This is a genomic window from Pseudomonas sp. BP8, from assembly GCF_017875955.1.
In the GTDB taxonomy this organism is placed as follows: domain Bacteria; phylum Pseudomonadota; class Gammaproteobacteria; order Pseudomonadales; family Pseudomonadaceae; genus Aquipseudomonas.
This window is the reverse complement of record NZ_JAGINK010000001.1, coordinates 1,430,986-1,451,142: the sequence shown is the minus strand read 5'-3', so window position 1 is coordinate 1,451,142 and position 20,157 is coordinate 1,430,986. Positions and strand designations below refer to the sequence as shown.

The following is a 20,157-nucleotide window of genomic DNA, read 5'->3' as shown; positions in this document are numbered from 1 at the left end:
TTGGCGCTGTGCAGCTAATCGACATGGAGTGCTTTCGTTCAGAAATTCCTGAACTGATTATTTGCCCCCAGCGATTTTTCGCGACCCATTCCCTCATCAGAATCCAATGCCCCTGCTCAACCTGTTCCCTGAACCTGCTGGCGTGTATGGCCCGAACGGCCCGCGCTGGGTGCGCTGCAAAAGCACCTTGCGCATGCCGGTAACCCCCACCGCTGAAATCGCCTGACCGGAATCCGACCATGACCACACCTCACTACATCGACGGCCGCTGGGTCGAAGGCCAAGGCAACGACTGCATCACCGTGCATGAGCCGGCGCTGGGCCTGCCGTTTGCCGAACTGATGTCGGCCAGCACCGCGCAGGTCGACCAGGCGGTCGCCGCTGCGCGCCGTGCGCTGCCCGCCTGGAAGCAGACATCGGCTGGCGAGCGCGCCGCGCTCCTGCGCGGTTTCGCCGAGCAACTGGGCGCACGCCGCGAAGACCTTATCGCCCTGCAGATGCGCAACAACGGCAAGCCTCGTCATGAAGCCGAGATCGACCTGGACGATGCCGTGGCGACCTTCACCTACTACGCAGACCTGGCCGAGCAACTGCCCGAGAAAAACCGCGACGTGCCGCTGGCGGTACCTGGCTTCAGCGCCCGCACCCGGCTGGAACCGGTCGGCGTGGTCGGCCTGATCGTGCCGTGGAACTTCCCCTTGGTCACCAGTGCCTGGAAGCTGGCCCCGGCCCTCGCCGCCGGCTGCACGGTGGTGCTCAAGCCTTCGGAAGTCACTCCGCTGATCGAACAGGCTTACGGCCAGATCGCCGAACAGCTTGGCCTGCCTGCGGGCGTGTTGAACATTGTCAACGGCAAGGCCGAGACCGGTGCTGCGCTGAGCGGCCATAGTGGCCTGGACAAGCTGTCGTTCACCGGCAGCAACGGTGTCGGCAGCCAGGTCATGCGCGCTTCGGCGGTGCAGTGCCGGCCGCTGACGCTGGAGTTGGGCGGCAAGTCGGCGATCGTCGTGTTCGACGACTGTGATGTTGATCAGGCGGTGGAGTGGATTGTCGCCGGGTTTACCTGGAACGCCGGGCAGATGTGCTCGGCGACCTCGCGCCTGTTGGTTCAGGACGGTATCGCCGATGCATTGTTGCCACGCCTGCAGGAGGCGCTGGAGAAGCTGCGCGTGGGCAACCCGCTCACCGAAGAAGTCGACATGGGGCCACTGACCAGCCAGGCGCAATGGCTGAAAGTCGCTGGCTACTTTGCCACCGCCCGGGACGAGGGTTTGCAATGCCTGGCCGGCGGCAAGGCACTGGACCGTGAGGGCTGGTTCGTCAGCCCGACGCTGTATGTGGATGTGCCGCAGAGCAGCCGCTTGTGGTCGGAAGAGATCTTTGGCCCGGTGCTCTGCGCCCGCCGCTTCTCGACCGAGCAGCAAGCCATCGCTCAGGCCAACGACAGCCGCTTCGGCCTGGTTGCCACCGTGTGCTCGGCCGACCTGCAACGTGCCGAGCGTGTCGCCGATGCGCTGGAAGTTGGCCATGTGTGGATCAACTCGGTGCAGGCGGTATTCGTCGAGACGTCGTGGGGCGGCACCAAGGGCAGCGGGATCGGCCGCGAGCTCGGGCCTTGGGGCTTGTCCGCGTATCAGTCGGTAAAGCATGTGACGCGCTGCCTGGGTTAACCACCGGATGCGCTGAAAAGCCCCTTGATGGCAGCTGCCACAAGGGGCTTTCACGTTCGGCCGCCTGAGGTCGGCTCGTGACCGGCAGCGCTTGGGCTGTCGTTGTCTTCGACAGTGGAATGGGGGGTGGATTTTCGGGCCTCTTCGCGGGGCAAGCCCGCTCCTACAGGGAGGGTGCCAATCTGCAGGCCACAGAACACCTGTAGGAGCGGGCTTGCCCCGCGAAGAGGCCGACACTGCCAACCCAAACATCAACTGGGTGACTTTCCTCCCTTCTCGCGAAGTCCCACTACCTGGTACCCCCACAATCACAACACCAGGCCGGACCAACCATGCACCCTCAACGCACCGCCTTGCACAACGAACTGCACGCCCGCCCGTCGCTGTACTTCGACGGCCCGGCGCACGTCTTCCATCTGGCCCTGCTCGGCGGCAACGCGGCCTGCACGGCGCTACTGCAACGCTGCTGCGCACAGGCCTGCGACCTCGAAGCGGCCCAGGGCATCACTAACCTGGACGGCCACCCGTTCAAATGGGAACGGCACACCGAGTTCTTCACCCTGACCCTGGTCGTGCCCTGCGCCGCCACCGCCACCGACTGGCAAGCGTTGCCGGCGGTACTGGCCGACGCCATAGCGCCGCAGTCGGCCGAGGTGATCAACGCGGTGCAGGTGCTGGTGCGCGACGAACAGGACCTGGACCTCAGCCGCCACGGTTTCAAGGACCCCTGCGGGTCCTGCGTCGGCGGCGGCGATGCCGTGGTGTGGAGCGACTTTCGCCTCACCGAGGACGGCACCAACCGCTTCCTGTTCATCAACCGCCGGCTCAACGCCTATCGCCAGGGCCGGATGATCCGGCGCCTGCTGGAGATCGAGACGTACCGCATGATGGCTTCGCTGGCATTGACCACGGCGAAAGCACTGGGCCAGGAGCTGGACGTTTTCGACAAGACCCTGGTGAGCCTCTCCGAACGCAGTGCCAGCGTCGCTGGCCACGACTCCAAGGCTCTGCTCGAAGCCATCGCCCACCTGTCGCGGCAGGTGGTCAGCCGCACCGTGAAGACGCGCCACCGCTTCGGCGCCAGCCAGGCCTACGCGCAGCTGGTGTTCGAGCGCCTGGGCGAGTTGCGCGAGAGCCATGTCGGCGATTGCCAGCGGCTGGGGGTATTCATCGAGCGGCGTTTCAAGCCGACCGTGCGCTATTGCTCGGCCACCGAGCAACGGCTGGAGCAACTGGCAAAGAACGTGGCCAACCTGGGCGACCTGCTACAGGCACGGGTTCAGGTCGAGATGGAAGAGCAGAACGCGCAGATCCTCGGCAGCCTGAATGCGAGGGCCGATGCGCAGGTGAAGATCCAGCGGGCGGTGGAGGGGCTGTCGATCATTGCCATCACCTATTACCTGCTGAACCTGTTCAAGCTGCTGTATGGCGGGCTGAACGTGCTCGGCGCAGGCCTGGCGGCGCGCGATGCGCTGTTGGCGATGACGCCAGCGGTGATGCTCGTGTTGCTGGTGATCCTGCTGCGGATCAGGCAGGCCAAGCAGCATTGATTGAGGCAGGGAGGCCACGGGTGCTGGGGGCGCTGCGCGCCCCTTTCGCGACACAAGGCCGCTCCTGCAGGGACCGCATCGGCGCTTTTGCAGGAGCGACCTCGCCGGGGCGCCGGACCGGTCGCAAAGGGCTGCAAAGCAGCCCCAGCGTATTCAGACCAGACGCAATTTCACAACCTCGCCTCAGGCCGGCTCGTCAGCCGGGCGCTGAGCTTCCTGCACCAGCACCATGCTCTGTGGCGACGACAGGGCAATCCCGGCATCGCGCAACCGCGCCAGCACCGTGAACAGCAGGTCGCTGCGGGTCGCCGACACTTGCCGCGGCCCGGCCACATAGCCACTGGCACTCAACACCATGCCACTGGCGGTGAGGTCCTTGAAGGTCACCGAAGGCGTCGGCGCATCGAGGATCGCCTCGTGCTCGGCATACGCCGCCAACAGCAGTTCACGTACCTGGTTCGGGTCGGTCTCGAGCGGCAGGGTCAGGCTGATGCCGACCACGCCCAAGGCATTGCCCATGGTCACGTTGCGCACGTTCTGCGAAATGAACTGCGAGTTGGGCACGATCACCGTGGAGCGGTCGGACATCTGGATCTCGGTGGCGCGCACGTTGATCCGGCGAATGTCACCCTCGACCCCAGCCAGGCTGACCCAGTCACCCACCTTGACCGGACGCTCGGTGAGCAGGATCAGGCCGGAGATGAAGTTCTGCACGATCTGCTGCAAACCGAAACCGATACCCACCGACAGCGCACTGACCACCCAGGTCAGGCTGGTCAGGTTGATGCGCAGGGTCGACATCACCAGCATGGCCAGGAACAGGAAGCCCAGGTAACCGACCAATGTCACCAGCGACGCGCGCATGCCGGCGTCCATGTCAGTCTCGGGCAGCAGGCGCTCGCTCAGCCAGCGCTTGACCACGCGAATGGCGAACAGGCCACCGAAGAACATCGCCAGGGCAATGAAGATGTCCTGCGGAACGATGTTCAGGTTACCCAGGACCTTGCCACCGCTGCCGTCCCAATCCGCCAGGCTCAGCAGCAGCTCACCCGGGCTGGTGCCCGACGGCATGAACGCCAGCAAGGCCGCAGCAAACAGCAGTAGGGTGCGACCGATGCCCGCCAGGATGGTGCTGGCCTGGGCCTGGTGCCGCTGGGCCAGGCCCAGTGCCGAGGCCAACGCCAGGCCGCCAGGCTGGCGCGGCGACAGCAGGGCTTCGCACAAGTCGCCGAACACCGTCACCAGCAGGTAGGCGCAGGTGGCGACCACGCTGATCCAGAGCAGCTTGGCCGTCAGGAAGTAGGCCAGGGTCAGGTAGCCGGTGAGCAGCGTCAGCACGATGAGCGCCAGCCACGTCACCACCACGAACGGGATCAGCCCAGCCAGTCCGGTAGGCCGCTCCAGGCCGTGATGACGCCGGGCACGGCGGTAGCACACCAGCGCAGCGGCGAACAGCGACGCCACCACCAGGGCGGTCACGCCGTTGGTGGCAAGGGTCAACGCCAGGCTGGTGCCGATCACACTGTTGATCCGCTCCTGGGTCAACAGCACCATCAGCGCCAGCGCGAGCAACTTGGGGAACCAGCCAAGGGCGCTGGCCACTTCGTCCGGGATCGGCGGCAGGCGCCAGGACGGCCGCTGCAACATCAGCATGGCGCGGCCCAAACCGGTAATGAAGGCGCTGAAAATCACCAGGGTAAGTACATGGTTGATCAGGCTGGCGATATCGGCACTCAGCTCGGCACTGGTTTCCAGGCCCCAGCGCACCAGCGATACCGAGCCGGAGATGGTCGCCAGGGTGGCCAGGCTGACGCTCAAGGCCAGGGCGCTGCGGCGCAGGCGGCCCTCCGGCAGCCAGCGGATCATCGCGTCGGCCAGCAGCCGCTCGAACACCAGCCGGACCAAGGTCCAGACCAGCAGTGCAGCGACCAGGCTGGTGATGAACAACCAGCGGTGTTCGGCGCTGAAGGCGCTCGCCACGGCATCGGCGGCTTCACCGCGCAGGGCACGCAAGCGGGCGACATCATCGTCGGTGGGGCGAATGAAGCTCGACCAGAAGGCCGGGCTCAACGGGCTCGCGGCGCGGCTGGTGATCTGTGAGTTGAACTGGCTGCGGCGCAGGTTGACGATCTGCGTCGACAGATCACGCGCTGACTGGGTCAGTTGGGTGGCGGTCTGTTGCTGGGCCAGCAACGATTTTTTCTCGCTGGTCAGTTGCTGACGCTGACGGGTGATGCTGTCGGCTTCATCCGGTAGCACCGGGCCAAGCACGTTGAGCTGATCGTCCAAACGCTGCAGATCAGTGGTGCGCAGTGCGACCAAGGCATCCGCCTGGCGCTGCACGACCATGGCCGCCTGCCGCAATTGCGAGAGCTGATCGTCATTGGCCTTGCTGCTGACGCCTTGGCGAATCTGGTCGAGCCGGTCACTCAACTGCTCCAGGCTGGCATTTTCATCCAACGCAGGCAGCTCACCGGCCAGCAACTGCGAAACGGGGGTAGCCCCTGCCGACCAGGCCGGCGTGGCTACCCACAAGAGCAGGGCAAGAATCCCCACACACAAACGGTCAAGGCTGATACGCCTCATTGCATTCCCCTATTTACAAGCGCAACTGGCGGAGAATTCTACGCGGCTTCAGGGCTCAGGTGAGCGCCGTTTCTCGGTCGAGCAGCTGCCGTTTGCGTTCCACGCCCCAGCGATAGCCGCTGATGTCACCATCCCGGCGCACCACCCGATGGCAGGGGATGGCCACCGCGATGCGGTTGGCCGCGCACGCCAGCGCCACCGCCCGTACAGCCTTGGGTGCACCGATGCGCTCGGCGATATCGCTGTAACTGACCCGGCAGCCCGCCGGGACCTCGCGCAGGGCCTGCCAGACGCGCTCCTGAAAGGCTGTGCCCTGGACGTCCAAAGGCAGTTCGAGGCCCAGCGCGGGCTGCTCGACGAAGCCCACGACTTGGGCAACCAGGCGCTCGAAGCTGGCGTCCCCGCCGATCAGGTCCGCCTTGGGGAACTGATCCTGCAGCGCATTGAGCAGGGCTTCGGGTTCATCACCCAGAAGAATCGCGCAGATGCCACGTTCGCTCTGCGCCACCAGAATGGCGCCGAGCGAACACTGGCCCACCGCGAAACGGATCGTCACACCCTGGCCACCGGCGCGATATTGCCGGGGGCGCATGCCCAGGCGCTGGCCTGCACTTTGGTAAAAGCGGCTGTTGGAGTTGTAGCCCGCATCGTAGATGGCGTCGGTGACCGTCGCGGCCTGATTGCCGAGGCCCTCGCGCAGTCGCTGGGCGCGGAACGCCGAGGCATAGGCTTTGGGGGTGAGGCCGGTCGCGGCCTTGAACAGGCGCTGCAGATGGAAAGGGCTGACGCCGAGTTCGCTGCCCAGTTGCTCGAGGCTCGGCGCGCTGTCACCGGCTTCGATCAGACGGCAGGCGCGGGCAATCAGCTCGGTGCGCCGGGCGCTACCGGTACACCGCTGGCAGGCACGGTAGCCCGCGGCTTGGGCAGTGGCCGGGTCGGGGTAGAAAGTGACGTTGGCGCGCTTGGCCAAGCGCGATTTGCAGCCGGGCTGGCAATAGATGCCGGTGGTGCGTACGGCGTAGACGAAGTGCCCGGCGGCAGCGCTGTCGCGAGTTTGCACGGCGAGCCAGCGGTCGGCGTCGGTGACGTAGGCAGGCTTCATCGGTTGTTTCCTTTTGAGCAGAGTATTCAGCCTGACAGGCCCGGGCCTGCCAATTCACTCTCAATCTTGCGCGTGTAATCAACGATCCTGACCGCTGCGCGTCCCATCAACCTACAGCACGCCACAGATACCAGGCCGCTGCCGTTCGGTGAGGGCTCCACAGCACGGCCAGCGCACGGATCTGCGCCGGGGTCGGCGCCTTGTCCAGGCCCTTGATCCTGCGGTACCCCTCGCGCACTCCAAAGTCATCCACCGGCAAAATGTCCGAGCGTTCCAGGCAGTAGATCAACAACATCTCCACCGTCCAGCGCCCTACCCCACGCAAGGTCACCAGTCGCTCGATCAACGCATCATCCTGCAAGCCAAGCGCCTCCTCGCGGCTGGGCACCACACCGTCCAGGCGGGCCTGGGCAATCCCCTGCACCGTCGCCAGCTTGCTAGCGGAGAAGCCACACCCGCGCAACGCTTCAGGGCTGGTCGCCAGCAATTGCTCCGGAGTGGGAAACGCAACGCCGGGAAACAACCCCAGCATACGCCCCAGAATCGCCTCGGCCGCACGCGCATGCAGTTGCTGATGGGCAATCGCCCGCACCAGCGCCTCATACGGCTCACGCCCCGGCGTCGCCTGATGCAGACACGGCCCGGTCGCGGCGATATGGCGCGACCAGTCTGCGTCCAAGCCTGCCAGATAGGTTGTGGCCTCGCGCAAGGCGGCGGGCGAGAGATCAGCGAGGATCATTGACGAATACCAGGGTAAGCGTAAAAGCCCTCATTCTAGACCAGCCGCTCATCACTAAAACGCCAGATCATGCGCGACAATTTCGCGGCATACCATTGCTCTGCGCCGTCCACCACCCATAGAATTGAGAAGTATTAACAAACGCACTTCCATCCAGGGTCAGGGCAATTGCAACGATGCAGATGAACGACACGCTCAAACCGGCCGAGGTCAATCTGCTCTATCAATCCCACCATGCCTGGCTGAGCGGTTGGCTGCGGGCGCGGGTCGGTTGCCGGGAAAACGCCGCCGACCTTGCCCAGGACACTTTTGTCAGGTTACTGCGCGCACGCCAGGTATCCGCCCTGAAAGAACCCCGCGCCTACCTCAGCAGCATCGCCCGGGGCCTGATGATCGACCAGTTTCGCCGACGCGCCCTCGAGCGCGCCTATCAGGAAAGCCTGGCCAACTTGCCCGAAGGCGAAGCGCCCAGCGAAGAGCATCGACTGGTCATCCTCGACACCCTCGAACGCCTCGACCGTGCCCTGCACCAGCTCAAGCCACGGGCGCGTCAGGCCTTTCTGCTGGCGCAGCTCGACGGCCTGAGCATCGTCCAGATCGCCAAACAGCTGGACGTCTCCCGCGCCACCATCGAACGCGACCTGGCCAAGGCCCTGGGCGTCTGCTATCGGCTGCGCTATGCCGACGCCTGAACTCAACCCCGCCCAGACGCAAGTCGACCAGGCCATCGACTGGCTGGTGAAGCTGCGTTTCGACGAGCCCAGCGCGCGCACTGAGCGCCAGTTCCAGCAGTGGCTGGCCAGCCATCCGCAGAATGCCCAGGCCTGGCAGCGGGTGAGCACTCTCAGTGACGAACTGGCGGGCCTGCCGGGCGACCTCAGCCGACGCACGCTTGAGGGTAGCCAGCGCCAGCGGATCAGCCGCCGCGACCACCTCAAGGTGCTCACGCTGCTGGCGGTGGGCGGCAGTTTTGCCTGGGCCGCGCGCGAGCCGCTGGGCCTGCCGGCGATGCTCGCCGACAGTCGCACCGGCACCGGTGAACGCAGCGACCTGCGCGGCAGCGACGGCAGCCGCATCCAGCTCAACACCAACACTGCCATCGACCTGCGCTACAGCGTCGATCAACGCCTGCTGACCCTCGTCGAAGGCGAAATGACCCTGGACAGCAACGCCGACGACAACCGGCCGTTCGTGGTCAAGACCGGTATCGGCGCCTTGACCACCCAGAACGGCCTACTGTTGCTGCGCGAGAATGACCAGGGCCTGTTGCTGGCGGTTCGTCGGGGCGAAGTCACGCTGTCGGCCAACGCTGCGCCATTGCGCCAGGTACATGCGGGCGAAGTGCTGCAAGTGTCCGCCGCTGGCACCTTCCAGCCTGCCGTACTACAGGCTGATCCCTGGGGTTGGACCGATGGCGTGCTCAGCGTGCAGCAGATGCCCTTGGGAGACTTCGTCACCGAGCTCTCACGCTACCGACCCGGCCTGCTGCGCTGTGCGCCGGAGGTGGCCGAGCTGAAGGTATCCGGCACCTACCAACTGGCCGATACCGAGCAGATCCTGCTGCTGCTCGCGCGCAGTCTGCCGGTGCGCATCGACTACCGCACGCGTTATTGGGTGAGCATCGGCGCCGCCTGAAAAAATTCGAAAATAAATGAGGTGGATGCTCACCTTCGCTCGGCCTGAAGGAACAAAGCCCGAAAAGTGGTCTACGCAGCCTTCAGGAGCGCTTCATGATTCACCCCGGTTCCCCTCGCAACGACAACCTGCGCCATGCCGTGCGCGCCGCCCTGCTCGGCCTCAGCCTGGCAGGCGCCTGCGCCCTTCCCTTGCAGGCCCAGGCCGCAGCCGTCAGCCAGCGCCAGCAGATCGACTGGAACATTGCGCCTGGCCCATTGGCCCCCGCACTGGACCAGATGGCCCGCCAAGGCGGCCTGAACCTGTCGTTCGATGCGAACAGCCTGCAAGGCAAGACCACCCGTGGCGTGCAGGGCCGGCATGACAGCGCTCAGGCGTTATCGATCCTGCTACAGGGCAGCGATGTACAGGTCCAGGAAGAGAGCGATACCAGCTTTCTGTTGATCCCGGCGGTGGACATTGGCAGTGCGATGGAGCTGGGGGCGACAAGTGTCTCCAGCAATCGCTTGGGCGAGACCACTGAGCATTCCGGCTCCTACACCACTGGCGCAGTGACTATCGGCAAGATGCCGCAAACCCTGCGTCACACGCCGCAGTCGGTGACCGTCGTCAGCCGTCAGCGGATCGAAGACCAGAACATCACCAACCTCACCAGCCTGCTTGAGCAGACCCCCGGCGTAGTGGTCAATTACACCGACAGTGAGCGCGTACAGTATTACTCCCGCGGCTACGCAATCGACGCCATCCAGTACGACGGCGCGACCGTCGTCCAGAGCAGTGGCGGCGGCTCATTCATCCAGAGTGATTCAGCGTTCATTGACCGCGCAGAAGTACTCCGCGGCGCTACCGGAATGTTACGTGGCGCTGGCAACCCATCGGGAACAGTCAATCTGGTGCGCAAGCGGCCGACTCACGAGTTCCAGGCCGAAGGCTTGGTCACTCTTGGTTCGTGGAATGCGCAACGTTACGTCGCTGATATCTCCGGACCGCTGACCGAGACGGGCAACGTGCGCGGCCGGGTGATCGCCGTGCACGATGATCGCGACCTGTTCCAGGACTCGCGCATGGAGCGCAAGGAGGCGTTTTCCGGACAACTGGCATTCGACCTCAGCGACAGCACGACCCTGACCACCGGCGTCGAGTGGACCAAGCTGGACGCTACCGGCGCCTGGGGCAACCTGCCTGCCGACTTCGACGGTTCACCGCTGCCGCTTGGCCGCAGCACATACCTGGGCGCTGAATGGAATCGTTGGGACCGGAGCAACCTGCAGACCTTCGCCGAACTGGAGCATCGCTTCGATAATGACTGGACGCTCAAGTTGATGGCACTGCGAACTCACTTCGAGCTGGATAATAACGGTTTCAAACAGACCTACATGAGCCGCGCCAGCAATACCAATCCCTACTTGATGACGTATCAGGTCACCGAGGGCGATGGTGGCGAGAGCCTGCAGAACAACCTCAGCGCAACCGTCAATGGACCATTCGACCTGTTTGGTCGGACCCATGAACTGATGCTCGGCGTCGAGCGGATACGCAACGACTCCTATGCGTCGGGCACTAACCGGGTGGTGTATTCGAACATCGTCGATATCCGCAACTGGGACCCGAAGACCAGTCTGGCCGAACCGACCATCAGCGACATCCCCCACCCGGTGCGCACTCGCACCACTCAGGAGGCCGCACACGCCACCTGGCGAATTTCCCTGGCCGATCCACTGACTGCGGTGATCGGTGCACGCGCCAACTGGTATGACTACGAGCAGGAAAACAACGTCGGCGCCAACGGCAAATTCAGCGTCGATGAAAAGATCGTGCCTTACGCGGCATTGATCTATGACCTCAATGACAACTTCAGTGTCTACGCCAGTTACACCGAGATCTTCAACCCACAGACCGTGGTCGACAAGAGCAATTCAGTACTCGATCCGGTCGTCGGCGAAGCCTATGAAACCGGGATCAAAGGGGAATTCTATGAGGGGCGCCTGAATGCCTCCCTGGCCTACTTTCGCATCAACCAGGTCGGTACACCGGTCGATGACCTTTCCAGCCAGCTCGGCTGTAATGGCGGTACCGGCTACTGCAAGATCGCCTCAGGCAAGAGCCGCAGCGAAGGCATAGACCTGGAGCTTTCTGGTGAAGTGCTGCCTGGTTGGCAGGTCAGCGGTGGCTATACCTACAACACCACCGAGTACGTAAAGAACACCGCGGCGACCAACGGCAATGCGATCCGCACCACCGACCCTGAGCACCTGCTCAGGCTGTTCACCAGCTATCGCCTGCCCGGCGCGCTGGATGCCTGGACGGTTGGCGGTGGCGTGCAGGCGCAGAGCAACATCTATTCCGAAAGCGGCACGGCCAAGGCCACACAGTCGGGCTATGCCGTCTACAACGCGCTGCTCAAATATCGCTTCAACGACAACTACTCGGTGCAGTTGAACGCCAATAACCTCTTCGACAAGAAGTACTACCGGCAGATCGGCACCACTGCCACTGGCTACTACTGGGGTGATCCGCGCAACGTCTCGGTAACCCTGCGCGGGACCTTCTGACCCAGGCGAGGGCTCTGCCAAGCCCTCACTCCACCGCAGCCTTGAGCTTGCCCGCCCGGCGGTACGACTGGCGGGCGAAGCACACGAACAACCCGGCCATCAGCGCCAACGCCATCGGCAACCCATGCGGTGCCACTTCCATTGCCGCGCCGCTGACCAATGGCCCGACCAGGCTACCGATCCCCCACAGCAGCCCAACGCTGGCATTCGCAGTGACCAGGTCGCGGCCCTTGAAACGCTGCCCGATCAACACCAGCGCCAAGGTGTAGATCCCCCCCGCCACCGCGCCCAACAGCACCAGCATCGGCCACAACAGCCAGGTCATCTGCAGCAGCCACGGCAGGGCAACTCCGATCACCATCGCCAGCAAGCCGCACACCAGGTGCAGGCCGGTCCGCTCGACCCGGTCGGCCAACCAGCCCAAGGGCAACTGGAACAGCATGTCGCCGGCAAACACTACCGTCACCATCAGCGCTGCCACGGCCACGGCGAAGCCATGGCTACTGGCATACACCGGCAACAGCGACAGCACCACCGCATCGAAGAAGGAAAAGAACAGCACCGCTACACACAGCGCCGGGGCGACCCGCAGGAAGCCACCCAAGGTGAAGCTCTTGTCGTCTTCCTCGCCGTGTTCGACATGATCGTTGGGCACCGTCAGCACGATGCACAGCAACGCAAGGCCATAGCAGCCGGTGACCACCCCGGTCACCCACGGGCTATGCGCGCCGACCAGCGCCAGCATGGCCGGGCCGAGCACCTGGAAGCCGGTGAAACTGGTGGCGTACAGCGCCATGATCTTGCCGCGGTTGTGCTCGGGGCAGAGTTCGTTGACCCAGGACTCACCGAGAATGATCGCGATCCCCATGCCCAGGCCCAAGCCCAGGCGCAGCAGCGCCAGCAGCCAGATAGACGAAAACGCCCACTCCAGCAGACCGACGCTCACGGTGCACAGGCTGAAGCACAGCAGGTAGATGGTGCGTCGGGTCAGGTGCCGGCAGCAGGCATCGACGAGAAACGCCGAGAGCATCATGCCCGCGGCCGGAATGGCCGAGACGATGCCGATCTCGAAGGTGCTTGCGCCGGCTTCATGCAGACGCAACGACACCAGTGGCAGGCTCGCCCCCAGGCTGAAGCCCACTACCGACACGGCGAACAGAAGGCCCGCCAACAAACGCATGTTCATTACCCACTCCTTGCAAGCCGGCACCACCGCAGGCGCGGCCGTAGTCGGCTGAAAACCCTGAAAGATGTTCGAGCGCAGGCGCCCTGGGTCAGGCCGGGACGGCGATGAGCACAGGGACGCGGATCAGTTCAGGGCAAGGTGTGGCGAGAAGGTAAAGGCAAACAGCACGCTGCGCCGACGCTTGAGCACTGTGTCGCTCGGCCACGCACGACGACAGGCCTGGGCTGCAGGCTGACGGGCTTGGAGGAGACGCTGGCTACGGCGCATTGCATCGACTACGCAGGTTGAAGAGGAGGCGGCACTCTAGGCCAAGGCGGCTTGCAGCGTCAATCGCTGGGGCCGCCTCGCGCCCCTTTCGCGACACAAGGCCGCTCCCACAGGATCAGCGCTCGTCCCGTAAATATGGGCATCACGCGGTCCTGTGGGAGCGGCCTTGTGTCGCGAAAGGGTCGCAACGCGGCCCCGACGGTTTCAACGTTTGCCCGTCGACGGCAGCAATACCGCCAACACGCCAAACAGCGGCAGGTACGAGCACAGCCCATACACATACTCAATGCCGCGCAGGTCAGCCACATAGCCCAGCAGCGCCGCGCCAATCCCGCCAAAGCCGAACATCAGGCCAAAGAAGATCCCGGCAATCATGCCGACATTGCCCGGCACCAGTTCCTGGGCATAGACGACGATGGCAGAGAACGCCGAGGCCAGGATAAAGCCGATCACCACGCTGAGCACGGTGGTCCAGAACAAGTCGGCATACGGCAGGGCCAAGGTAAACGGCGCCACACCGAGGATCGAGAACCAGATCACCGCCTTGCGCCCGATCCGATCACCGATCGGCCCACCAAAAAAGGTCCCTGCCGCCACCGCCCCGAGGAACAGGAACAGGTGCAACTGTGAACTCGCCACCGACAGGTCGAACTTCTCGATCAGGTAGAAGGTGAAGTAGCTGGTGAAGCTGGCCATGTAGAAGTACTTGGAGAACACCAGCAGGCCCAGCACGGCCAAGGCGGCGATCACGCGCTGTCGCGACAAGCCATGGGTGGCCTGTACAGCCTTGCGTGCCTTGGCCTGATTCAGATGCTCCTTGTACCAGCGGCGCAGCAGCAAGGTCACGCCAAAGAAGAACAGCGCCGCCAGGCCGAACCAGGCGACATGGCTCTGGCCGAAGGGAATGACGATTGCCGCCGCCAGCAACGGACCGAACGCCGAGCCCGCGTTACCGCCCACCTGGAAGGTCGACTGGGCCAGGCCAAAGCGCCCACCCGAGGCCAACCGCGCGATCCGCGAGGTCTCCGGGTGAAAGGTCGAAGAGCCAATGCCGACCAGCGCCGAGGCCAGCAGGATCATCGGAAAACTGCCCACGAACGCCAGCATGACGATGCCCACCAGCGTGCACAGGGTGCCCAGCGGCAACAGGTTCGGCGTCGGCCGCTTGTCGGTGTAGAAACCGACCCACGGCTGCAGCAACGACGCAGTGATCTGGAAGGTCAGGGTGATCATGCCGATCTGGGTGAAGCTCAGGTCATAGTTGGCCTTGAGCATCGGATAGATGGCCGGCAGTACCGACTGGATCAGGTCGTTGATCAGGTGCGCCAGGGCGCAGAAGCCGATGATGCGCATCACCAATGGGTTGGCGCCTTGGGCTGCCGACGCACTGGTGGTGCTCTGGGTACTACTGATGGCCATGGGCTGGATATCCGTCCGCGGGTTTGGGATCCGATTATCGGGAAACAAATAGATACATAGCTAGCTTTTTTGCCACCTGTCCGCCACGCACTTGTAAATGGTTCTCAATATATTTAGCATCCATGGCACATTGCCCCCGTCCACATTGGGCACCTCTGCCCTCTTTCGCGAGCAACCGATCCATGAGCCCGATGCCCGCCCTGCAGCGCCAGCCCGACCCCGAACGCGAGGCGCTGGAGTGGTTTTCCTTGCTGCGCCAGCCCGGTTGCGACGAGCAGCAGCGCCGCGCATTTGCCGACTGGTCACAGGCCCCTGACAACGCCCGTGCATTCGCCGAGCTCGAAACCTATTGGCAGCAGCTCAAGCCGCCAACGGCAAGGCCCCGCCCGCGCGTGCTGAAGGCCCGCCGCAGCCATCTGGGCAAGGTGCTGGCCGCGTTGTTCCTGCTGGTGCTGGCGGCCCTTGCCTACCTTTACTGGCCGCTGATGCAGCGCCTGGCCAGTGAACTGCACACCGCCAGCGGCGAGCGCCGCAGCGTGCGCCTGGCCGATGGCTCGACGATGCACCTGGACAGCGCTAGCGCGATGAACGTCGATCTGCGCGGCCGCACCCGCCAGTTGCATCTGGTCCAGGGCCAGGTCTACCTGGAGGTGATGCTCGATGGTCGCGCCATGGAGGTGCAGGTCGACAGCGCACGTATCCAGGTGTTCGGCACTCGCCTGATGATCGCCCGCTCGGCCGACCATGACGAACTGGTCGTGCTCAACGGCAAGGCGATGATCATCCAGGGCGGTGACCAGCGCATGGTCTCGGCCGGGGAACGGGTGACCTTCTCCGAACAGCGCATCGACCCGGTACAGAAGATCGATGTAAAAACGGCCGATGCCTGGCGCAACGGCCGCCTGCTGGCCAAGGAGCAACCCTTGGGCCAAGTGCTGGAGCGTTTGGGCGGCTATCAAGGTCAACGGGTATGGCTGATGGATGAGCAAACCGCCTACCGGCGTGTCAGCGGTGAGTTCAATCTTGACCGTCCGGCAGAGAGCCTGCACACGCTTGCCGCCGAGCAGCAATTGCGGCTGTATGACCTGTTCGGCCAGTGGCTGATCGTGCGCTGAGCAGGGCGTTGCCGGCTAAGCGTTTGAAAGCGTGTAAATTTTTTTTGAATTGAGTGTTGACAGGGGGGCGTTTCAAGCGAATAATGCGCGCCAGTTGGCTACATAGCTCAGTTGGTTAGAGCATAGCATTCATAATGCTGGGGTCCGGGGTTCAAGTCCCTGTGTAGCCACCAACTTCTAAAAGGGCTTACCGAAAGGTAAGCCCTTTTTCTTTGCCTGCAATAAACCCCAGCCACAAATAACCGCATCGCGCCTGCCCTCCTGCCAGCGAACCTATCGCCGACAGGAGGCTACACCATCACCAGTTATAGGTGAGATCGGTGGTCAGGGTGCGCCCTTCGCCGTAGTAGCAGTCCCACTCGCTGGTGCAACTGCTGACGTACTTGCGGTCTGCCAGGTTGTGCACGTTCAGCTTCAAGCGCAAACCACGCACCTGTAACGCAGACTCACTGAAGTCATACGACAGCATGGCGTCGTACACCGTGTACGACGGGATCATGAAGTGCTCGTCCGCGGTTTGCGTACCATCGCTACCGCGCACATAGCGCGCGCCGACACCAGCGCCCAGCCCACGCCAAGCGCTGTCACCGTGCAGCTGGTAGTCCAGCCACAGCGATGCGGTCAACGGCGACGTCCCGGCCATCCGCCGCCCTTCACGGCCATCGTTGTCCTTGACGTACTTGACCTGGTTACGCGCCACCGACGCGATCAGGTTCAGGTCCTGAGCCAAAGCCGCCTTGCCTTCGAGCTCGACCCCCCGCGAACGCACTGCGCCGGACTGGTTACTGTAGGGCGACTGCGGGCCGACCGAGGTCAGCACGTTGGTCTGGTCGATCTGATAGACCGATAGCTGGATGAAGCTCTCTTGCCCACTCGGCTGGTATTTGACGCCTGCCTCATACTGCTTGCCGATCGACGGCTCGAAAGGCTTCTGCTCGGCATTGGTCCCGCTGAGGGGCAGGAACGATTCGGAATAGCTCAGGTAAGGGGTGACGCCGCTGTCGAACTTGTAGCCCAATCCGGCACGGCCACTGAACTGCTCGTCGCGGCTACCACTGCTGTCACTGCTCGGCGGCACTCGGTTGTCGGTCTTGGCCCAGTCATAGCGGCCCCCCAGGGTCAGGAACCAACGCCCCCAATCGAGCTGGTCCTGCAGGTACACACCGGTCTGGTCAACGGTGTTGTCCCAACGGGTCGGGTTGACGTAGTTCAGCGACTGGCCGTAGACCGGGTCATACATGTCGATGATCGGCGGGTTGAAGTCATAGCGGCCAAGGAACTTCGAGTTCGAGTGATAACGGTCCAGGCCGATCAGCACGGTGTGCTGGACCTCACCCGTGGCGAAGCGGGCCTGGGCCATGTTGTCGATGCCCAGCACCTTGTTCTTCTGTGCCCAGTCCACGCCATAGCGGGTCATGTAACGCTGGTCGTTGGCGCCCGTTTGCGGGTTGGTGACGAAGCGATAGCCATGCAGCGGCGCCACGTATCGGTCATCGACCGAGGCGTAGCGGGTGTTCTGACGCAAGGTCCAGATGTCGTTGAGGGCATAGCTCAGTTCATAGCCGACACTGAACTGCTCACGGTCATAGCTGTTGAGATCTGGCTCGCCGATAAACGTGCTGCGCTTGATCCGCCCTTGCGGGCTGGAGAACACCGTGCCCACCGAAGGCAGGCCCTGGGCCTCGGGTACATCGTTGTCTTTCTGGAAATGCCCGTAGACCGTCAGGCTCAACTGGTCGTTGGGGATCCAGGTCAGGCTCGGCGCGAGCATGTAGCGCTTCTGCTCGGTGTAGTCGATCTCGCCGTTCTTGTCGGTGACGGTGCCGGTCAGGCGGTACAGCCACTCACCCTGCTGATCCAGCGGCCCGCCGAAGTCGAAGGCGCCGTAGCGACGGTCCTGACTGCCGCCACCGAACACGATCTCATGCAATGGCGTCGCGGTCGGGCGCTTGGAAACCATGTTGATGATACCGCCAGGCTGGTTCTGGCCATACAGCACCGAGGCCGGCCCCTTGAGCACTTCAATGCGTTCGAGGGTGTAGGGGTCGATCTGCAGGGCACCGCCGGTGCTGCCATTGCCATACGGCAGGTGCAGGCCATCCAGGTAGAGAGGCGTCGGCAAGAAGCCACGCGAGGTGACTTCGTCGAACAGGCCGACCCGATCAGGAAAACCCCCGCCGGTGATCCCCGGGGTGTAACGCAAGGCCTCGGTGACCGTCTGCGCGCCCTGCGCGGTGATCTGTCGGGCAGTGACGATGTTGATGGTCTGCGGCACTTCCAGTAGCGAGGTGTCGGTCTTGGTCGCGGTGCCGGTGCGCCGCGCCACGTAGCCTTGCACCGGGCCCCAGGCACTCTCCAGCGTACGGCTGTCGACCTGGGTCGGCGCCAGCTCCAAGGCGTCACCGCTGGCCTGCGGCTGCAGGCTCCAACTACCGCTGGCGGTGATCCGCAGGGCCAGGCCACTGCCGGCCAGGGCACGCTCGGCGGCCTCGCGGGCGCTCATCCGGCCGACCACGGCGGGTGCTTGCCGGCCCTGGACCAGGCCCGGCTCGGCGGACAGCACCTGGCCACTGTCGCGGGCGATACGCGCCAGGCTATCGGCGAGCGGGCCTGCGGCGATGTTGTAGCTGTGCACGGTATTGATCGCGTCGCTAGCCACGGCCGGGGAGATCAGGCCATGGCTGCTACCCATGGCGATAGCCAAGGCCAGCAGGCTGGGGCGAAGGGCAAGGTTGGACATGGGTGTCGCTCGAAGTGAGTGGATGTTGCATACAGGACACGCCAGCGCGGCAATCCCCTCACCCGTTGTGCACTTCAATCCGCGTCAGCCAGAAACCACTGCGTTGCAAGGTGATCGGCAAGGTCTCGGCCAACGCTTGCAGGGTACGGTCCACCTCGCCCAACGGGAAGCTGCCATACACCCGCAACCGCGCCGCCTGCGGGCTGATACGCAGCAGGCCAGGGTGGTAGGCACGCAACGCCTCGACCACGTCACCCAGCGGCTCGTCACGCACATCCAGATGGCCTTCGGTCCAGGTACTGCGCGACCACAGCGACACTGCTTGCGCAGCTACACCCTGCCTATCGAAGCGCACGACCTGACCGGCCTGCACCTCAAAACTGGCACCTTGGCCGGCAGCGAGCAGGACTCTCCCCCGCTGCACGCTGAGCAGCGTCGCCGCAGCCTGCTGACGCAACAGCAGCGTGGCACCGTTGCACTGCAACAGGCCATCGCGGCAGCGCACGCGCATGGGCTGAGCGGGCGCGTCGGCAGCCTCCAGGAGCATGGCCCCGGTGAGCAGCTTCAACTGCCGGGAGCTGGCGTCCAGGTGCACATCGAGCGCACTGCGCGCGTCCAGCTGCACCCGGCTGCCGTCCGCCAGGGTAAAGCGCCGGCGCTCACCGGTACCCGTGCGCAGGTCAGCAAAGGCGTGCTCCAGCGGCATCAGGCGATTGACCCAGGCGGCACTGCCGAGCGTGAGTAACACCGCCGCCAAGCCACCACCCAGGACCCTGCGCCGTGACAGTTGAGCGCTCTGACGTAGCGCCCGCCCGGCCAGGTGCAGTTGGCCGGTGGTCTGCAGGTCAGCCAGCGGCGCCGCCATCAGACCGTTGACCCGCTGCCATGCAGCCTGGTGCACCGGCGCCTGGGCCAACCACTGACGAAATCCGGCATGCGCGGCGTCTTCCGCTGGCAACCGTTCGAGCAGCAACAACCAGTCGACGGCATCGCGGGTGGCTTGCTCGAGTGCACTCATGGCGAGACGCTCAAGCAATGCAGGAAGGCCCGGCGCAAGTCTCGTTCGACCGTCGCCAAGGACACCCCCAACTGTTCGGCGATGTCCGGCTGGCTCAGGCCTTCGAGGCGATGCAGGATGAACGCATGGCGGGCCCGGGCCGGCAGGCCATCGAGCAGGCGGTCGATTTCGGCCAGCGCTTCGCGCACCAGCGCCAGCTCTTCGGGCGAGGGGTGACACTGCTCAGGCAAGTGCGCCAGCTCTTCCAGGTACACCTGCTCCAGCGCCCGGCGTCGATACAGGTTGCTCAGCAGACGGCGGGCGATGGTTGCCAGAAAGGCCTTGGGCTGGTCGAGGCTGGCCAGTTGCGGCGCATGCAGGGCGCGCACGAAGGTGTCCTGGGCCAGGTCGGCCGCATCATGCGGGCAGTTCAGCCGTCGATGCAGCCAGGCGCAAAGCCAACGGTGATTGGCGTGGTAGAGATCAGCAGCGGGATCGGACACGGAGCAAGCCAGGCGTAAATAGTAATACCTATCATTAGCATGGCGTTGGGCCATAGCACAATCCCTTGGCCCAGGCTTGCTGCCGCGACCCCCTTT

The 20,157-nt window shown here is 64.1% G+C and carries 14 protein-coding genes and 1 tRNA gene; 7 read left to right on the top strand and 8 right to left on the bottom strand.

What is annotated here, in order from left to right:
- Nucleotides 1–239 precede the first annotated feature (239 nt).
- Together J3B00_RS06295 and J3B00_RS06290 are read left to right on the top strand one after the other, a co-directional pair.
- Nucleotides 240–1,670: an aldehyde dehydrogenase family protein gene (locus J3B00_RS06295; RefSeq protein ID WP_209865614.1), complete on the top strand. Its 1,431-nt coding sequence runs from the start codon at nt 240–242 to the stop codon at nt 1,668–1,670.
- A 332-nt stretch (nt 1,671–2,002) separates the two neighbouring features.
- The gene (locus J3B00_RS06290) at nt 2,003–3,220 is read left to right on the top strand and encodes a DUF3422 domain-containing protein (RefSeq protein ID WP_209865611.1); all 1,218 of its coding nucleotides are present in this window, start codon (nt 2,003–2,005) and stop codon (nt 3,218–3,220) included.
- 183 nt (nt 3,221–3,403) lie between these two features.
- On the opposite strand, the gene J3B00_RS06285 is transcribed toward J3B00_RS06290, so the two are convergent.
- From J3B00_RS06285 to J3B00_RS06275, 3 genes are all read right to left on the bottom strand, one after another.
- Nucleotides 3,404–5,806 carry a DUF3772 domain-containing protein gene (locus J3B00_RS06285; protein WP_209865607.1) on the bottom strand — a complete coding sequence of 801 codons (2,403 nt, stop codon included), beginning with the start codon at nt 5,804–5,806 and terminating at the stop codon, nt 3,404–3,406.
- A 55-nt stretch (nt 5,807–5,861) separates the two neighbouring features.
- Entirely contained in the window at nt 5,862–6,908 is a 1,047-nt protein-coding gene (gene ada, locus J3B00_RS06280) for a bifunctional DNA-binding transcriptional regulator/O6-methylguanine-DNA methyltransferase Ada (RefSeq protein WP_209865604.1), read from the bottom strand.
- Between the two features lie 106 nt (nt 6,909–7,014).
- Nucleotides 7,015–7,647 carry a DNA-3-methyladenine glycosylase gene (locus tag J3B00_RS06275; RefSeq protein ID WP_209865601.1) on the bottom strand — a complete coding sequence of 211 codons (633 nt, stop codon included), beginning with the start codon at nt 7,645–7,647 and terminating at the stop codon, nt 7,015–7,017.
- Between the two features lie 176 nt (nt 7,648–7,823).
- Between J3B00_RS06275 and J3B00_RS06270 the strand changes: the two genes are divergently transcribed.
- The 3 genes from J3B00_RS06270 to J3B00_RS06260 all read left to right on the top strand — a co-directional run bounded on the left by J3B00_RS06270 (nt 7,824) and on the right by J3B00_RS06260 (nt 11,834).
- Nucleotides 7,824–8,339, top strand: a complete 516-nt coding sequence (locus J3B00_RS06270) for a sigma-70 family RNA polymerase sigma factor (RefSeq protein ID WP_209865598.1) — start codon at nt 7,824–7,826, stop codon at nt 8,337–8,339.
- Nucleotides 8,326–9,282, top strand: a complete 957-nt coding sequence (locus J3B00_RS06265) for a FecR domain-containing protein (RefSeq protein WP_209865595.1) — start codon at nt 8,326–8,328, stop codon at nt 9,280–9,282. Before J3B00_RS06270 ends, J3B00_RS06265 begins: the two co-directional genes overlap by 14 nt.
- Before the next feature lie 95 nt (nt 9,283–9,377).
- On the top strand, nt 9,378–11,834 hold the full coding sequence (locus J3B00_RS06260; RefSeq protein ID WP_209865593.1) for a TonB-dependent receptor: 2,457 nt from the start codon (nt 9,378–9,380) through the stop codon (nt 11,832–11,834).
- 25 nt (nt 11,835–11,859) lie between these two features.
- On the opposite strand, the gene J3B00_RS06255 is transcribed toward J3B00_RS06260, so the two are convergent.
- Nucleotides 11,860–13,020, bottom strand: coding sequence for an MFS transporter (locus J3B00_RS06255; protein WP_209865590.1), 1,161 nt, complete (start codon nt 13,018–13,020; stop codon nt 11,860–11,862).
- Between the two features lie 471 nt (nt 13,021–13,491).
- On the bottom strand, nt 13,492–14,706 hold the full coding sequence (locus J3B00_RS06250; protein WP_209865587.1) for an MFS transporter: 1,215 nt from the start codon (nt 14,704–14,706) through the stop codon (nt 13,492–13,494).
- A gap of 182 nt (nt 14,707–14,888) precedes the next feature.
- Here J3B00_RS06250 and J3B00_RS06245 point away from each other — a divergent pair, with 182 nt between their 5' ends.
- Nucleotides 14,889–15,821 (top strand): FecR domain-containing protein, encoded by a 933-nt coding sequence (locus tag J3B00_RS06245; protein ID WP_245362501.1) that lies wholly within the window; start codon nt 14,889–14,891, stop codon nt 15,819–15,821.
- A gap of 96 nt (nt 15,822–15,917) precedes the next feature.
- Nucleotides 15,918–15,994: transfer RNA gene (locus J3B00_RS06240), tRNA-Met, on the top strand.
- Between the two features lie 125 nt (nt 15,995–16,119).
- On the opposite strand, the gene J3B00_RS06235 is transcribed toward J3B00_RS06240, so the two are convergent.
- Genes J3B00_RS06235 through J3B00_RS06225 form a run of 3 tightly spaced genes read right to left on the bottom strand, consistent with a single transcriptional unit; the run spans nt 16,120 to nt 20,061 of the window.
- Entirely contained in the window at nt 16,120–18,561 is a 2,442-nt protein-coding gene (locus J3B00_RS06235; RefSeq protein ID WP_209865584.1) for a TonB-dependent siderophore receptor, read from the bottom strand.
- 58 nt (nt 18,562–18,619) lie between these two features.
- Nucleotides 18,620–19,579: a FecR domain-containing protein gene (locus J3B00_RS06230; RefSeq protein ID WP_209865581.1), complete on the bottom strand. Its 960-nt coding sequence runs from the start codon at nt 19,577–19,579 to the stop codon at nt 18,620–18,622.
- Complete coding sequence (locus J3B00_RS06225) at nt 19,576–20,061, bottom strand: sigma-70 family RNA polymerase sigma factor (protein WP_310195657.1); 486 nt, start codon at nt 20,059–20,061, stop codon at nt 19,576–19,578. Before J3B00_RS06225 ends, J3B00_RS06230 begins: the two co-directional genes overlap by 4 nt.
- Between the last annotated feature and the right edge of the window lie 96 nt (nt 20,062–20,157).

Excerpts from the sequence above, each read along its gene's own strand:
- J3B00_RS06295 (WP_209865614.1), top strand. The coding sequence starts at position 240 with ATGACCACACCTCACTACATCGACGGCCGCTGGGTCGAAGGCCAAGGC.
- J3B00_RS06290 (WP_209865611.1), top strand. The coding sequence starts at position 2,003 with ATGCACCCTCAACGCACCGCCTTGCACAACGAACTGCACGCCCGCCCG.
- J3B00_RS06285 (WP_209865607.1), bottom strand. The coding sequence starts at position 5,806 with ATGAGGCGTATCAGCCTTGACCGTTTGTGTGTGGGGATTCTTGCCCTG.
- ada (WP_209865604.1), bottom strand. The coding sequence starts at position 6,908 with ATGAAGCCTGCCTACGTCACCGACGCCGACCGCTGGCTCGCCGTGCAA.
- J3B00_RS06275 (WP_209865601.1), bottom strand. The coding sequence starts at position 7,647 with ATGATCCTCGCTGATCTCTCGCCCGCCGCCTTGCGCGAGGCCACAACC.
- J3B00_RS06270 (WP_209865598.1), top strand. The coding sequence starts at position 7,824 with ATGCAGATGAACGACACGCTCAAACCGGCCGAGGTCAATCTGCTCTAT.
- J3B00_RS06265 (WP_209865595.1), top strand. The coding sequence starts at position 8,326 with ATGCCGACGCCTGAACTCAACCCCGCCCAGACGCAAGTCGACCAGGCC.
- J3B00_RS06260 (WP_209865593.1), top strand. The coding sequence starts at position 9,378 with ATGATTCACCCCGGTTCCCCTCGCAACGACAACCTGCGCCATGCCGTG.
- J3B00_RS06255 (WP_209865590.1), bottom strand. The coding sequence starts at position 13,020 with ATGAACATGCGTTTGTTGGCGGGCCTTCTGTTCGCCGTGTCGGTAGTG.
- J3B00_RS06250 (WP_209865587.1), bottom strand. The coding sequence starts at position 14,706 with ATGGCCATCAGTAGTACCCAGAGCACCACCAGTGCGTCGGCAGCCCAA.
- J3B00_RS06245 (WP_245362501.1), top strand. The coding sequence starts at position 14,889 with ATGAGCCCGATGCCCGCCCTGCAGCGCCAGCCCGACCCCGAACGCGAG.
- J3B00_RS06235 (WP_209865584.1), bottom strand. The coding sequence starts at position 18,561 with ATGTCCAACCTTGCCCTTCGCCCCAGCCTGCTGGCCTTGGCTATCGCC.
- J3B00_RS06230 (WP_209865581.1), bottom strand. The coding sequence starts at position 19,579 with ATGAGTGCACTCGAGCAAGCCACCCGCGATGCCGTCGACTGGTTGTTG.